Consider the following 16290-nt stretch of genomic DNA (forward strand, 5'->3'; position numbering starts at 1 on the left):
CAATGATACATATAGATCTTCAAAAAGTTTTTACCAATGCTGTTAATTATGCACGCGCAAATAGTCATGAATATATAACAATGGAACATGTTTTTGTATATCTAATCAAATCAGAAACTATTATCAAACTTTTACGAGAAATGGACATAGATATTGATTTTCTTTATTCACAGCTTAAGGATTATATTTTAAAAAACACTCCTAAATATCCAAAAGAGTTAGAACATGAAGATCCCGTTGAAACAATTACATTAACAAATACAATAGAACAAATGATTACCCACTCTTCACTTTCAGGAAAAAAAGAATCAACTGTTGAAGATATGTTTGTATATATTTTAAAAGATGAACACGCTTATTGTACTTATCTTCTTCATCAACAAGGTCTAGAAAGAGTAGATATCTTAGAAGAGATTAGTCATGGAAATGATGATGAGTATGAAAATGATGCAGAGGAAGATTTTGCTAAACTTGATAAAAAAAAGCTTAAAGAGGAAACACCACTAGAGCAAAATAGTGTTGAACTTGTAAGTATTGCAAAAGATGGTAAAATAGATCCTGTTATTAGTAGAGAAAAAGAGATAGCAAGAGTTATTGAGATTCTAGCAAGAAGAAAGAAGAACAACCCTATTTTACTAGGAGAAACTGGTGTAGGGAAAACAGCAATTGCTGAGGGTTTAGCTTTAGCCATTGCAAATGAAGAAGTTCCAGAGTTTTTAATAGATGCAAAAATTTATTCACTAGATATGGGTTCAATGCTTGCAGGAACCAAATATAGAGGTGATTTTGAGAAAAAACTCAAAGCTGTTTTAAAAGAGGTAAGTAAAAAAAATAATGCTATTTTATTTATCGATGAGATTCATACAGTTGTAGGGGCTGGTGCCGTTGGTGGTAGTACTATGGATGCTTCAAATATTTTAAAACCGATGTTAAGTAGTGGTAAACTTCGTGTTATTGGGGCTACCACTTATGAAGAGTATCGAAATGATTTTGGTAAAGATAAAGCCTTTAGTAGACGATTTGGAAAAGTTGAAATAAAAGAACCTTCCATTGAAGATTGTGTAATTATTTTGCAAGGTTTAAAATCAAAATATGAAGAGTTTCATGGTGTTTCATATAGCGATGAGAGTTTGAAACTAGCTGCAGAATTAAGTAAAAAATTTATCAATGATAGATTTTTACCAGATAGTGCTATTGATGTGATTGATGAAGTAGGTGCAACTATTAAATTAGAGAAAAAATCTAAAAAAACGATCAAAATAACAGCAAAAGATGTAGAAAAAACAATCTCAAATATAGCACAAATACCACCCAAAACGGCTACCTCTTCTGATCTTTCATTGCTTAAAAAGCTTGAAACAAATTTACAAAAAAGAGTATTTGGACAAGATGATGCAATCACTACAATAGTAAAAGCAATTAAAGTAAACCGTTCAGGTATGGGAATAGACAACAAACCTGTGGGAAGTTTTTTATTTACAGGAAGTACAGGTGTAGGGAAAACAGAAGTTGCTAAAGAATTAGCACATGTTATGGGTATCCACTTTGAAAGATTTGATATGAGTGAATATGGTGAAGCACACACAGTAAGTAGACTTATTGGAGCACCTGCTGGATATGTTGGCTATGAAAAAGGTGGATTACTAACAGAAGCTATCAGAAAACATCCTCATACCGTTTTACTTCTTGATGAGATAGAAAAAGCTCATCCAGACTTGATGAGTTTATTGCTTCAAGTTATGGACAATGCAACTCTAACAGATAACAATGGAACAAAATCAGACTTTCAAAATGTTATACTTATTATGACCTCAAACTTAGGAGCAACTCAAGCAAATATAATGGGATTTGCTAAAGATGATGGAATCAATGAAGATAAAGCTGTTAAAAAGTTTTTTGCCCCTGAGTTTAGAAATAGACTTGATGCAACTGTAAAATTTGCACCATTAAGTGAACCTATTTTGATAAAAATTGTAAGTAAATTTATCAAAGATTTAGAAGAAAATTTAGCAGATAAAAACATAAAAATCATACTCACAACAAAAGCAAAAAAAGAGATAGCACGATTAGGGTACGACAAACTTATGGGTGCTCGTCCACTCCAAAGAGTGATAACCCAAAAGATAAAAGTACCACTTACAGATGAGATACTTTTTGGAGAACTAAAAAATGGTGGTAGTGTAAATATCGATTTTAAAAAAGAAGAATTTTCATTTACTTATACAGCTAAAGAGCAATTATAATCTAATTTATAACTGCTCCCAAATTCCAAATAGGGAGCATGATAGCTAAAATAAGCCACAATACAATCAATGCTATAAAAAATATAAGTACAGGTTCAATAAGTGAAGAAAAACTTTTCAGACTTTTATGAAAGCGTTTTTTATATTGAGCAGTAATGTTCAATAGTACAGTTTCATATTCGTTTGTATAGTCAGCTGTATGTAAAAGTTTAATCGTAAGATTATCAAATATTTTACTTGCCGCAAAAGCGTCTGAAATATTTGAGCCATTTTTTATATTTTTGAGAATACCATTCATCATCTCTTTTACATATAAATTATTTACAATATTTTTACTATTTAAAATGGCTACTTGAAATTGATATTTTGATTTTACTATAATACTAATAGATAAAAAAAGTCTATAGAAATGATAATCTTGAATTACTTTACTTAAAATAGGTATTTTTAAAAGTAAAACTTTATCAAAAAAATAACGATACCTTTTAAACAAAAAGATAAATACTCCTATTAAAACGAGCAGAAAAATCACAATATATATACTATAATCAGCAAAAACATCTCTTAAGGTCAATAATATTTTTGTGGCTGTTGGTATCTCATCTTTGAGTAAACTAAAAACAAAATCAAAATTTGGTAAAACATAGACAAAAATCATCCCTACTGAAACAAATAAAGAGAGAATTAAAATAAGAGGATACCTCATCACCTCTTGAAATTTTTCACTACTTTGAATATCTTCTTCTAAAATCTCTACTAAAGAATGGATTGATTCTTTAATATTTCCATTTTCAAAACCTAATTTTAGAAAAAGGATAGTGTTATTCCCTAGATAATTTGTATATGGTTTTAATGCTATATCTAAAGGAACCGATGAAGATAATGATTCTTCAATTATTTTCAAAATTTCTCGTATCTTTGTTTCTTGTTGTGACTGTAAAAGCATCTCTATGGATTCACTAAAACTAAGACTAGCACTTAACATAATATCTAATTGAGAAAAAAGTTCAAAAATATCTTTTTTTTTATTTCTTATACTAACAAAATCAAAAGAGAGATTTTTTTGTTCTTTAATATTGATAATATTAGTTGGGAAATTTTTGTGGCTTTGGAGTTCACTTCTATTTTGTGCTTCCAAATAGAGCGTTTTCATTTTTTGTTTTTCTTGATAGCGTATTTTATATTTTATCATCTATTACTACACTTTACTATAAAATTCTTCTATTGTTGTAATTCCATTTTCTACTAACTTTAGTGCATTTTCTTTCAGAGTTACATAACCATTTTGTTTACAATATTCTTCAATCTCATAAATATTACGATTGTTAGCTATCATTTTAGACAAATCACTGTCTATGCTTAATACCTCAGAGATAATTTGTCTATTGTTATACCCTGTATAATTACACTTTTGGCAGCCATTACTTTTGTATTTATTTGTATCTATATCTTTTATTTTACAATCACTACACAATACTCGTAATAATCTTTGAGATAAAATCATTTTTAAAGTGGTAGCCACCAAGTAACTTTGTGCTTGCAAATCGAAAAGTCTTGTAAGAGTTTCTATAGCATTATTTGTATGTAAAGTGGCGATAACCAAATGTCCTGTTAATGATGCTTGTATAGCTATTTGAAGTGACTCAGTATCACGAATCTCTCCTATGAGTAAAATGTCTGGATCTTGTCGTAAAATATTTTTTAATACTGTTTGATAATCAAGATTTATCTCATTGTTAAGATTTACTTGCATCACACCATCAAGTTTATATTCAACAGGATCTTCAATAGTTATAATCTTTTTGTTTTTTGTATTTAAACTATTAATCATAGAATATAAACTTGTGGTCTTCCCACTTCCTGTAGGTCCTGTTACTAAAATAAGCCCTTGATTAAGATGAATATTTCTTTGAATTGTTTTTAAAGTATCTATATCAAAACCAATGTTTTCAATATCTTTTTGGATATTACCATTATCCAGTATTCTTAGTACTATTGATTCTCCATATACTGTTGGCATTGTTGAGATACGAAGGTCATACTCTTTTTCACCTATTTTGCGAGTAAACCTTCCATTTAAAGGTATTCTTCTTTGTGAGATATCTAGGTTTCCAAAGTATTTTATAATAGAGCTTATCAAAGCAAAAAGTTTATCATCAAAACGAAAAAGTTGTTGTAATTCACCATCTATTCGTATTCTTATAACAACACTATTGTTGAGTGCTTCAAAATGTATATCACTTGCGTTTTTTTCAATACTAAACGAAAATAACAGATCTATAAAATTAATAATATATGAGTTCACACTATCTTTATGTATATTTTGTAACGAGCTTTGAGCTAAAATAAATAGTTTTTGTTTTAACTCAATATATTGCAATTCTGCCTTAATATATTTTTCATCAACATACAAGCATTTTAAAGGTTTTTGAAATATATCTACAAAATAGTGTAACTCTTCAACTGGAAAAGAAGATGCAACCAATACAGACAACTCGTCGTTTCTAATAGGGAGCATATTGTACTTATTTGACGCTTCTTGTGTTGCTATCTCAACTAAAGAATAATCAATATTATAATCTAAAATTTTATTAGTCATAACTTACCTTTTCTGTCACTAATTGTTTTGTTATAAGATTTTTGAATTGTACTTTATCTTTCAAAATCGATAGTATTGTAAAGTTTCCCACACTATCTCTTTCTTTATACCAAATGCCATCGATAAGTACCTCATTTGAAATGATTGCAGTGATTTTTAACTTTATATCTACAGTATTTACTTTTTGTTTTTTTAGTTTGTTCTGTAAAAAAGGATTTGGATTTTTGATTGACTTCTTTATCATTGATGATGTATAAAAGTAGTTGGTATCTATCATTATGCTCAAAATAGTTTGTTCATTTTCCTCTATCAGTTCAAAGCTATTGATAACAAAATGATTTTCTATTGTAGTTAAGAATTTCATTATTTCAGAATGATTTGCTTCTATTTTTATATACATACTTTTTTTGAGTATTTTAGACTCTAGAATAGTTGTATTCTTTTCACGGCTTAGAGTATCAATATAATTCATAAGTGAAATATCATCCATTCTAATATATGTATTTGCATATTGTTTAGTCTTTATAGTAGTATGAGTGATATTACTCAAAGATTGAGGTTTTATAAAGGTAACAATATCACTAGAAAACACAACAATAAAAGAATATAGTATCATTACAATTATATAAATTTCTATTTTTTGAAAAGTTTTTAATGATTGAAACTTACTTTTAATATTCAATTATCACATCCATACTATAAAGCTTATTTTCACTACTAAAAACCAATGACTTTAACTGTATATTCTTGTTATATTTATTCAAAAGTTTTAGTAAACTTTGCTTATTTGTATCATACAGTATTGTTTTTATTTTGTTGTTTGTATAGGAGATTTTTTTTATATACATTGTATTTACTTCGATATAAGAAAAAAGTTCATGAGCTTTTTCAAAAGGTTTATTCAGTGGTAGAATCTTGTGTTTATTAGTTTTTGGTTTATCTTGTATCTCCGGATAACCATTTTGTGTAAACTGATACATTAGAAACAGCAACAATAGAAAAGAACTTATTCCTAAATATACAGTAAAAACCACAAAAGATTTATCTTCATACAATGCTACTTCTAATTGATTATAAGCTTTGTATTTTTCCAGATCAAACTTATTTAACAAAGAAGATGGCACAACTAAAACTTCAAAATCATCTAACTTATAAATTTGTTTTATATATTCTATAATCTCCTCATCAGAGGTATTTGAAATATTTTTTAAGCACAACAATGATTCATTTTCAAATAGTGCAAAATAGCTATCTGTTATATACAAACTTTGAACTTTACTTCTTGAAAGAAGATAAGGCAAAATAAAAGGCTCTAAAATAATATCTTGAGTCGTTTTATCATATAAAAATATTTCATAAGTTGAGGAATGAGTTATATAAGTATAGTAAAAAAAGCTATTTTTGGTGTAACTAAGTTCGCTATTTAAAATATTTGTTCGTAAAAATTTAAAGAGATTCTTCTTGTGAATTTTTTCAGTGACCTTAATGCTTAATGTGTTTATTTCACTAGCATTAAGGAGTTTCATTTTAAAACTTTACCGTTTTAGTCAAAGTTATATCCCATCTCACTTAAAGAGTTTTTATTTTTAGTCCACCCTTTTTTCACTGAAACAAAAAGTTCTAGGTAAACTTTCTTTTGAGTAAGTCTTTCTATTTTTTTTCGTGCATTGTAACCTATTCTTTTGATTGCAACTGCACCCTTACCGATGATCATCCCTTTTTGAGTAGATTTTTCTACAACAATAGTAGCTTTTATCACATCTACATTGTCTTTCTCTTCTACCCTATCAATTATAACATCTGCTTCATAAGGTATCTCATCAGAGATATTATCAAAAATTGATTCTCGTATAAACTCTCTATAAATCTCTCTTAAATGAGATGTAGTCATAATTTCAGTATCATAAAGTGGTGGTGATTCTGGTAAATGCTTTACAATAGCATCTAAGATATCTTTTTCCTTAGTTCCTTTTTTAATCGAAACGGGAATTAAAGATTCATATTTATCATCGAACTTCTTATACTCTTCAATTTTATCAAAAAGTTCAGTATCATTCACAAAATCTGTTTTTGTCAAAAGTAAAATATGTTTTGTATTTTTTGTGTTCTTTACTAAAAAATCTTCATAATGTTTCACTTTATCTGTAACAGGTGCAAGATATAAAATCAAATCACAATCACCAATTGCCTTTAGTGCTTCTTCTAGCATAAATTGATTTATCAGTTTTTCATTTTCATGTATACCTGGAGTATCTATAAACACAATTTGATCATCTTCATTCATCACAATTACATTTGATCTTTTTCGTGTTGCATTTGCTTTATGTGAAACCATAGTTATCTTTTCACCAACTAGCCAGTTTAATAATGAACTTTTTCCTGCATTTGGTCTTCCCACCGTTGCTACAAATCCACATTTTGTATTTGTCAAATTTTTTCCTTTTTCTTTTACTGTTTATTAGTTTTCAGTCAAACAATTTATTTTATTTTAAATACTTTGAAATATATATTATTATACAATACTTTTAATGAAAGATAAACTATTTGAAAAACCAATAAAAAAACAATTTGAATTTGATGAGGATGTTGCATCTGTATTTGACGATATGCTTAGCCGTTCAGTTCCTCACTATGATGATATGCTAAATCTCACAACTGCTTTTGCTTTGAAGTATACTCAGGAAAATAGTACTATTTATGATCTAGGTTGCTCAACAGCAACTACACTTATAAATATAGCAAAAAACTCAAATACTTCTTTAAACTTAATTGGTATTGATACTTCAAATGCAATGCTCAATAGAGCAAAACACAAAGCAAATGCCTATGGTATAGATATAAAGTTTATTGAGGATGATATCTTTAATGTTGATTTTCAATCATCAAATGTCATTATCTCAAATTATACTTTACAGTTTATTCGACCACTTCAAAGAGAAGAGTTAGTAAAAAAAATATATGACTCACTTGAAGTTGGTTCTATTTTTATATTTAGTGAAAAAGTAATTACCGATAATAAAACTTTAAACAAACAATTTATAGATGAATACTACGACTTTAAAAAAACACAAGGATATAGTGAATTTGAGATATCTCAAAAACGAGAAGCATTGGAAAATGTACTGATTCCATATAGTTATGAAGAAAATAAAAAAATGATTTTGGATGCAGGATTTTCAAACTTTGACTGTATTTTCAAGTGGGTGAATTTTGCTACTTTTGTAGCGATTAAGTAATAAACAATATAAAAACTTAAAAGGACTAAAAGTTTTTATATTTTAATTATCATTGTTAAATTTCGTACTGAAAGTATAAGAAATGAAAATGAAATGAAAATGAAATGTAGAAGGCTAACTTAAAGTGCAACGGTTAGATATAGTAAATAGTTTAGAAATAAAAGGTGGGTTTACAGAATTTATTTTACACTCTCTTCTATAACGATTATTTACTAAGTTCTTCTATGTATTGATTTAGTGTATTTTCGTTGATACTTTCTATTTGTGATTTATCATAAATAGTCAATAAATATACTGTATCATTTATTTTTAAATAATACAACCTGCTCGTTTGCCTTTGTTTTTTATACTATTTGATAATCTTACTTTGTAAAGATTGTTTTTTATACTTGTAGCTTCTTTATGAATATTATCAAAATCTACAACAAAGTTATTTAAATCTTCTTTTATAAGATTATATTTCTTAGATAACTTTTTTACTTCTTTATCAAATCTTGATACAGTTTCAAAGTTCACTAAACAAATCTTTTATAGGTCTTGATTTTCCTTGTTTTATCTCTTCAAGTCCGATAACGATATCATTCGCTATTTTATGCTCTTTATGATAAATTGTTTTTTTTAGTACTTTGTTTACTTCTTCTTGAATATTTATACCACTTTTTAACATATCGTTATAAATACTATCTTCAACTTCTAATTTAACAATTTGCATAAATACCCCTTTTTATTTTTGATATTGTATCATATTAGATTATTAAAGTAAATATTTGTATATTTTTAGGTTAAATAATAGTTTTCTTTTTGTAAATGCTTTTATTGGATTGTATTAGATAAGGAGTAAGTACTCCTCCCAAATACCTATCTTTTAGCTTTAAAGTCTTTATATAAAGTATTTATAATTAACAACATAAACTAAAGGTAACATATAGGGTAACAAAAAGACAAAGTGTCTATACTTTTTTTAGATATTTTCGTATATCCTCTTGAACTCTAAAAGCTATATCAATGCAATTTAAACATATCTCTTTATCAGGTTCAAAATCAGGTAATACAGAACCAAAAGGATATTTTGAAGATAAGTATATAGTGTCTATCAAATCAATCTCATCATCTGTTATATTTAGATATACATCATTTTGTTTTAGTATCTCATTTAAAGATAATATATTATGTGTTTTTTGAAGTTTTAAACCATTTTCTACAAAATAAGCTTTTATGTTTTTTTCGATAGATTGTTGTGCATTTTGTAAAGATGGGTTATAAAGGTGGCTCTCACATAGTATCTTAGATGATTGTAAATTTTCATCAGCATACTTAATCCATTGATTAGTTTCATCTTTCATAAACTACTTGACCTTTATTGATTTCTTCTAAAAACACACCTTTAGAATTTGTTTTGATAGGCACTATATCAAGTGGTATCATTTTTGATAATTCTCTTAATACTTTTCTGTACTTTAAAGATAGAGTCAAAAAGTTATCATTTGAGTTTTGTATTATTGCTATATCTATATCATTCGGATTGTTTGAATTAACAAAAGAACCAAATAAGACAACCTTATTTACTTCTTGAAATTGTGATAATTTATCTTTTATGATATTGATAAAATTTAGTTTTTTATTATCTGTTAAACTCACAACTTCCCCTTTTTTTATAATATACTATTATTATATTATATTCTTAATTAAGATTCATAATTACCAGCAAAGAAGAATATACATATCTTATAAATTATATTTCTCACAATTTATAACATTCTTTTACATTTTTCCTAGCTCGTGAACTCTATCTAGTGGTTCCATTCTTCTAGTCATACCTATTTTAAATACATTTTTTCCAAAACTTCCAATATTTGAAATTATATAAACATTTCCTTGTTTTGTATCTTGCGCTCGACTTCTTGCTCTTTCATATCGTTAATGTACTTCTTCTAATTCAGATTTTAGCTTATTGAGTTTCTCTTCAAATATTTCTCTTTCAGCATCTGATTTTTCTAACATTTGTGATTCTAGTTCTGAAATAGCTTCATTTTTAATTCGCTCTTCATTTTGGGCTTCTTTTTCAACTTTTTCAGCTTCTTCTCTTGCTTTTCTATCTTCTCGCTCTTCCTCTCTTATCTCCCTTTGTTCTTCTTGTGCAATTTGTTTTGCTTTCTTATAGTTGGTTTCTATAATTAATCTCTTTTCTAACAACTCCTTAAACTCTTCATTTATTACTGCTCTACTATCAATACATCTAATTAATGATTCAGTAGCAATAATTGTTTCAAAGAGTTTTTCTAAAGCATTATATCCATTATTAGCATTGACTTTTGAACACAACATTTCTACTGTTGTAAGAAGTAAAGCCCCTGCAATATCTGCTTTTGCAGATATACCGATAAATTTTCCAATATTTACATCTGCATTACTACCTTTTACACCATCAATAGCATTAATTGCTAATTTTTTTAATCTTGCTTTTACTTCTTTTCTATCCTCTTGATAACTCTTACTTGATAATAAGTCATCATCTGTAATAAGTTCAATATCAGAGGCTAACATCGAACATTTATCAGTAATATTTTCGATATTTTGTCGTGATAGTTTTAAGCGTGTAGTGATCTCCATATCAGCTGTTTTAAGTCTTCCGATTCTATTTTCTACTAACATAAGTTCATTTTTAGCATTTTTGAGAATATTTTCTTTTTCATTTTTAGCTTCTTCAATTATAGTATCTTTTTTTTCTTCTATTTCATTGAGTAATTTTTCTTTATCTTGATACTTAGATATCTCTTTTGATAAACTTTCAAAATCTTTTTCTATTTCCCTTTTTTCTTTGTATGTTTTAAAAAGTAAGTATCCTAGTACAAATGGAGATATTACAATTACAAAGGGTATTAGATTTTCCAATTTTTATCCTTTTAGCAGTTTATGGAGAAGTTCTTTTGACTTCATATTCTAACTATTCATTAAATATTAACATATTGTTCTATCATTTTTTATTTTATTAATTATAATCGTAAGAGTTCTTTGTAAATGCTTTTGTTATGGGGTTTATTGATTGTATTAGATAAAGAGTAAGTACTCCTCCCAGATACCTAAACACACCAACAAAAAAAGGTTCCTTGCTGTATTCCTACCCTGGGGAGTTGCCCTTTAATGTGATTGTAAAGGTCTAAGAGAAGCAGTCAGAATATTGTGTAATATTCTCAATGCTTATCTTGTACTTAGAATGAGATTTTAATAGAATTACTATTAAAATCTCATTAAACGATTAGTATCCACTTATCTCTACATAGATACTAATAACTTCTAACAATGGATCAATATAAAAAATAGCTCCAAGTGATAAAAGAGCAGCTATGAGAATAACCCCTCTTAGTGCATTATTTTCATTATTCATACTTAGTTTTTCAGTATTTACAATAGGTTCTTTTAAAAACATATATACTATAAGTTTCAAGTAATAATACACAGCAATAGCAGAATTAAGTATCATAATAAGTGCTAAGATAATATAATCACTATTTATAGCTGTACTTATCAAAAACATTTTACCCCAAAATACACTAAATGGAGGAATCCCTGCAAGACTTAACATAAATAGTCCCATCATAGAAGCCACTACAGGAGATGTTTTGATGAGCCCTGCATATTTTTCAAAAGCATGGTCTGAAGTAAAAGTATTATTTTCTTTCGTTCTAGCCATCCACAATATAGCAAAGGCCCCTAAATTTGCAAACGAAAATAAAATCCAATATAAAAATAACGCCCCAGTAGCTTGAGTAGTTCCCATAAGTATAGTAGCCATTACAAAACCAGCATGTGAAATCGATGAGTACGCTAGTGTTCTTTTTACATCTGTTTGTACTAACGCTGCCATATTAGCAATAGTCATTGTTGATACAACAATAGTATATAAAATAAGCTCTACCCATTGGTTATCTACACTTACAAATATTTCAAAAAACCTCAAAGCAACTACAAAAGCTGCTATTTTAGGTACCACCGACATATATCCAGCCATTGCTGCACTTGAGCCTTCATATACATCAGGAGCCCAAGTATGAAAAGGAACAATTGAAAGTTTAAAACCAATTCCACCTAAAATAAATACAACACCTAATAAGATAAAAGGATAATTAGCAAACTCAGATGCTACAAACGATGCAGAGATTTGCCCTAACTCTACACTTCCTGTAAGTGCATAAAATATCATAGAACCAAAAGCAAAAAAAGCAGTTGATAATGCTCCCATTGTAAAATACTTTATGGCTGCTTCTGTTGACTTGTCACGGTTATGCATCGCAATTAAAATATACAATGCCATCGATGATGTCTCAAGTCCAACAAAAATCAAAATAAGACTATCACTTGAAACCATAAACTGAAAACCTGCAATCATAAATAAAAACAAAGCAAAATATTCAGCATATTTATATTCATGAAATTTCTGTTTTGAAAATGCAAGTACAATAAATAAAATAGAAGCAACAAGTATGATAACTTGTGTAAGTATAGCAATACCATCGATAAGCATAAGATCAAAAAAACCTCTAGTTGTTCCTGTATATCCTACAACAGCAAGCAAATCAACAAGTAAAACAAAAATAGTAAGTATGATATAAAGTGATTTATGTAAATTTTTCGTAGCCAAATCTATACATAAAATAACCAAAGCTCCTACAACAGCAATCATCATAGGGAAAAGTGATGGTAGGTTTAAATCTTCTATATTTATGGAAATTTGTTCAACCATTATCTTTTCTCCCCTATTGTATTTACAGATGCTATTGCATCCTTAGTAGTTGGTTCAACTGATTTTACATACATAGTTTGAACAAGTCTTTTCACAGAGTTATCAATCGGTTCCAATAGAGGTTTAGGATGAACACCTAAATACACTATTACAAAGACAAGAGGAACTAAAGCACTTAGTTCTCGTTTATTTAAATCTTGCAGTTTCTCATTAAGAGGGTTTGTAATTACTCCAAAAAATGTTTTTTTATACAACACAAGCATATAAACAGCGCCAAATATAATAGTTGTTCCTGCAAGACCCGTTAACAATGGAGAAACTGCAAAAAATCCAAGTAAAGATAAAAACTCTCCAACAAAACCAATTGTAAGTGGTAAGCCAACTGAAGCCATAAGCACAACTCCAAATATAGTTGCATAAATAGGCATAACTGATGCTAGTCCACCAAACTGGCTCATCATTTTTGTACCTCTTCTATCATAAATGACACCAACCAATATAAATAAAGCCCCAGATACAATACCATGAGAAATCATCAAAAACAATGATCCCCCAATACCCTCAACATTTAATGCAAAAATTCCCAACATAATAACACCCATATGAGAAACAGAACTATAAGCTATGACTTGTTTTATATCCTCTTGTGCATACGCTATCATCGCTGTATATATAATTGCAATCACTGCCAAAATACCTATAGGAAACATAAAAGCAACACTTGCATCAGGAAAAAGAGGAAGAGAATATCGAATAAAACCGTAAGTTCCCATTTTTAATAAAATAGCTGCTAGTATTACAGAACCTATTGTTGGTGCTTGTCCATGTGCGTATGGAAGCCAAGTATGAAAAGGTACCATAGGAACTTTTACAGCAAAGCCTAAGAAAAATGCAACAAATAGCCACATTTGCATATCTATTGGCATCACCAAAACATTCCAATCAAGTAGATTAAAACTCCACACTCCTGTTTCTGTATAAAATATATATCCTAAATATAACATCCCAACAAGCATAACTAACGACCCTGTAAATGTATAAATAAAAAACTTAACAGCAGCATAGATTCTATATTTTCCACCCCATGCACCAACAATATAAAGCATAGGCACTAAAGAAAGCTCCCAAAAAATATAAAATAAAATAACATCTAATGCTACAAATACCCCAATCATTGTCATCTCTAAAAATAATACAGTAAGTATTAAATTTTTCAACTCTTTTCTTTCACTCAATCCTATAATAGAAATCATTGTCATAAAAGTAGTCATCATTACTAAAAACAATGAGATACCATCTATTCCTAAATTATAAGAGATACCATATTGTGAGATAAGTGGTATGAACTCTTTAAATTGCATAGTAAAGTCAGAGTTATCAAACCCTAACCATAAATAACAAGAAAGTAAAAACTCTATAGTTACGACTGTTATTCCATACGCTCTAATTGCATTTTTGTTTACTAAAAAACCTAATATTGCAGCAAAAGCTGGAAAAAAAATCAAAATTGATAAAATATGTTCCATCTGTTTCCTTTCCTTATCTTAAATCACTAAACACTAATACTAAGACCAATAGCATCAAAATACCAAGTCCCATCCATTTTAAAGCACTTGATAAATTTCCATTTTGCATAGAAGTTCCTATATTAGCACCATTTACTATTCTACTAGCTATACTATCTACTAAACTATCTATGATTCTGATATCTATAACTTTCCATGAAATTTTTGAAAGTGCTTTATATATTTTCGTAACAACAACATCCCAAAAATGTGGTAAATAATACTGGTTTGCTAACAGTTTATAAATAAAATTATTTTCAAATTCACTCCCATAATATTCACCATCTTTTTTATATTTAAAAATAGCAAAAGCTATCCCACTCAATGCGATTGCTGTTGTAACTGCTATAAGTGTATAAAAAGTTGCTGTACTTACATGTACATTTAACTCAGGTAAAATCTTTGTAACCATTTGAGAGAATTCATGCTCAAACCACCCTGCACTTATAGCTAATATTGCAAGTGGTATCATCGCAGCAATAACATAAAAATATGTTTCATGAGGATGTTTTGTTTCATGGTTATATTTCTCTTCTCCATAAAATACATACATGATAAGTCTAAACGAATAAAATGCAGTCAGTCCAGCAGTAAGCCATAAAACAGCCCATAAAATATATGAATGCGTTCCAAAAGCAACTTCAAGAATCAAATCTTTTGAGAAAAAACCAGCAAGTGGATAGATACCAGCAAGTGCTATAGATGCTATTGTCATAATAAGTGCTGTTTGTGGCATATGTTTTTTTAATCCACCCATTTTTTTAATATTTATCTCGTCACCCATAGCATGCATAACATTTCCTGCACCTAAGAATAATACTGATTTGAAAAAAGCATGAGTTGCCAGATGAAATAGTGCTACCCAATAAGCACCAAGTCCAACAGCTACAAACATATATCCAAGTTGTGAAAGAGTAGAAAATGCAATAATCTTTTTCATATTTGTAGCTACAAGGGCCATAGAAGCAGCTGCAATAGCTACAAACGCACCAAGTACAGCTATAAAATATCCAACTTCAGGAACAATTGAAAATATCTCATTTGTTCTTATTACTAAATACACCCCAGCTGTTACCATCGTAGCTGCATGAATCAAAGCAGAAACAGGAGTAGGGCCTTCCATTGCATTTGCTAACCAAGTATTAAAAGGAAATTGTGCTGATTTTCCCATAGCACCTATAAATAATAGGATTGCTATGATTACTATTGTTTCATGACTTAGTCTTGAAATATGTGCAAAAATCTCATCATATTGTAAAGTTCCTATATTCCAAAAAATCATAAATATACCAATGAGTATTGCTAAATCAGCAACTCTATTCATGATAAAAGCTTCATTTGCAGCCCATGAAGGGGAGATAGCTGAATGTGGTGAAAGTGTAGAGTATGGTGACCGCTTTAAATCTTTTGATTTTTCCACATCTTTTTTATGATACCAAAACCCAATCAATCCCCAAGAACATAAACCAACACCTTCCCAACCTATAAAAAGTCCTACAAAGTTATCTGACATTACTAGTATCATCATTGAAAAAACAAATGCTGATAACCATGCAAAAAATCTATTGAAACTTCTATCATTGTCCATGTATCCTATAGAATGAATATGTACCATTGTTGATACAAGTGTAACCACAACCATCATCACTATACTTATTTGATCGACTACAAATCCAAAAGGAATATTGACATTTCCAAGAACAATCCAATCTTTTAAATTTACAGTAACCGAATTTTCTGTAGTGTACACATAATACAGTAAATGAATAGAAGCATAGAAAGAAACAGCAATAAGTAAAGATGTCAAAATACCAATAAAAAGTTTCTTTTGACTATTTGCAAAAAGTGTAGCAATCAAAGAACCAAGAAGTGGAGCAAATAATGCAATATATAAATATTGTTCCAT

16 protein-coding genes and 1 other RNA gene are annotated in these 16290 nt (G+C 28.7%); 2 read left to right on the plus strand and 15 right to left on the minus strand.

All coding sequences use genetic code 11. From position 1 onward, the window contains the following. The first annotated feature begins 2 nt into the window (after positions 1-2). Positions 3-2243 carry an ATP-dependent Clp protease ATP-binding subunit ClpA gene (clpA, locus tag ACMCMH_RS04935; protein ID WP_412727691.1) on the plus strand — a complete coding sequence of 747 codons (2241 nt, stop codon included), beginning with the start codon at positions 3-5 and terminating at the stop codon, positions 2241-2243. 1 nt (position 2244) lies between these two features. Here the strand turns inward: clpA and ACMCMH_RS04940 are convergent, their stop codons facing one another. Genes ACMCMH_RS04940 through era form a run of 5 tightly spaced genes read right to left on the minus strand, consistent with a single transcriptional unit; the run spans position 2245 to position 7273 of the window. Beyond that, on the minus strand, positions 2245-3435 hold the full coding sequence (locus tag ACMCMH_RS04940) for a type II secretion system F family protein (protein ID WP_412727693.1): 1191 nt from the start codon (positions 3433-3435) through the stop codon (positions 2245-2247). A 6-nt stretch (positions 3436-3441) separates the two neighbouring features. Further along, complete coding sequence (locus ACMCMH_RS04945; protein WP_412727695.1) at positions 3442-4842, minus strand: GspE/PulE family protein; 1401 nt, start codon at positions 4840-4842, stop codon at positions 3442-3444. Then, positions 4835-5524 carry a hypothetical protein gene (locus ACMCMH_RS04950; RefSeq protein WP_412727697.1) on the minus strand — a complete coding sequence of 230 codons (690 nt, stop codon included), beginning with the start codon at positions 5522-5524 and terminating at the stop codon, positions 4835-4837. Before ACMCMH_RS04950 ends, ACMCMH_RS04945 begins: the two co-directional genes overlap by 8 nt. Next, positions 5514-6368 (minus strand): hypothetical protein, encoded by an 855-nt coding sequence (locus ACMCMH_RS04955; protein WP_412727699.1) that lies wholly within the window; start codon positions 6366-6368, stop codon positions 5514-5516. The genes ACMCMH_RS04950 and ACMCMH_RS04955 overlap by 11 nt, the downstream gene beginning before the upstream one ends. Positions 6369-6385: 17 nt before the next feature. After that, on the minus strand, positions 6386-7273 hold the full coding sequence (era, locus tag ACMCMH_RS04960) for a GTPase Era (RefSeq protein WP_412727701.1): 888 nt from the start codon (positions 7271-7273) through the stop codon (positions 6386-6388). A 97-nt stretch (positions 7274-7370) separates the two neighbouring features. Here era and cmoA point away from each other — a divergent pair, with 97 nt between their 5' ends. After that, positions 7371-8078 (plus strand): carboxy-S-adenosyl-L-methionine synthase CmoA, encoded by a 708-nt coding sequence (gene cmoA, locus ACMCMH_RS04965; RefSeq protein WP_412727703.1) that lies wholly within the window; start codon positions 7371-7373, stop codon positions 8076-8078. A gap of 309 nt (positions 8079-8387) precedes the next feature. On the opposite strand, the gene ACMCMH_RS04970 is transcribed toward cmoA, so the two are convergent. From ACMCMH_RS04970 to nuoL, 10 genes are all read right to left on the minus strand, one after another. Beyond that, a complete protein-coding gene (locus ACMCMH_RS04970) occupies positions 8388-8594 on the minus strand; it encodes a hypothetical protein (RefSeq protein ID WP_412727705.1) in 207 nt (68 codons plus the stop codon). Continuing rightward, on the minus strand, positions 8584-8790 hold the full coding sequence (locus ACMCMH_RS04975) for a hypothetical protein (RefSeq protein WP_412727707.1): 207 nt from the start codon (positions 8788-8790) through the stop codon (positions 8584-8586). Before ACMCMH_RS04975 ends, ACMCMH_RS04970 begins: the two co-directional genes overlap by 11 nt. A 238-nt stretch (positions 8791-9028) precedes the next feature. Next, complete coding sequence (locus tag ACMCMH_RS04980) at positions 9029-9421, minus strand: HEPN domain-containing protein (RefSeq protein ID WP_412727709.1); 393 nt, start codon at positions 9419-9421, stop codon at positions 9029-9031. Further along, a complete protein-coding gene (locus ACMCMH_RS04985; protein ID WP_412727711.1) occupies positions 9411-9716 on the minus strand; it encodes a nucleotidyltransferase domain-containing protein in 306 nt (101 codons plus the stop codon). The genes ACMCMH_RS04980 and ACMCMH_RS04985 overlap by 11 nt, the downstream gene beginning before the upstream one ends. 123 nt (positions 9717-9839) lie before the next feature. Continuing rightward, positions 9840-9941, minus strand: coding sequence for a hypothetical protein (locus tag ACMCMH_RS04990; RefSeq protein WP_412727999.1), 102 nt, complete (start codon positions 9939-9941; stop codon positions 9840-9842). Between the two features lie 54 nt (positions 9942-9995). After that, the gene (locus ACMCMH_RS04995) at positions 9996-10970 is read right to left on the minus strand and encodes a hypothetical protein (RefSeq protein ID WP_412727713.1); all 975 of its coding nucleotides are present in this window, start codon (positions 10968-10970) and stop codon (positions 9996-9998) included. Positions 10971-11144: 174 nt separating this feature from the next. Further along, positions 11145-11242: signal recognition particle sRNA small type (ffs, locus tag ACMCMH_RS05000), an RNA gene on the minus strand. Positions 11243-11334: 92 nt separating this feature from the next. Continuing rightward, entirely contained in the window at positions 11335-12819 is a 1485-nt protein-coding gene (nuoN, locus tag ACMCMH_RS05005) for an NADH-quinone oxidoreductase subunit NuoN (protein ID WP_412727715.1), read from the minus strand. After that, on the minus strand, positions 12819-14345 hold the full coding sequence (locus ACMCMH_RS05010; protein ID WP_412727717.1) for an NADH-quinone oxidoreductase subunit M: 1527 nt from the start codon (positions 14343-14345) through the stop codon (positions 12819-12821). The genes nuoN and ACMCMH_RS05010 overlap by 1 nt, the downstream gene beginning before the upstream one ends. A 13-nt stretch (positions 14346-14358) precedes the next feature. Then, the gene (nuoL, locus tag ACMCMH_RS05015; RefSeq protein WP_412727719.1) at positions 14359-16290 is read right to left on the minus strand and encodes an NADH-quinone oxidoreductase subunit L; all 1932 of its coding nucleotides are present in this window, start codon (positions 16288-16290) and stop codon (positions 14359-14361) included.

It is taken from the genome of Arcobacter sp. 15-2, from assembly GCF_047159865.1.
GTDB lineage: Bacteria > Campylobacterota > Campylobacteria > Campylobacterales > Arcobacteraceae > JAIOSF01.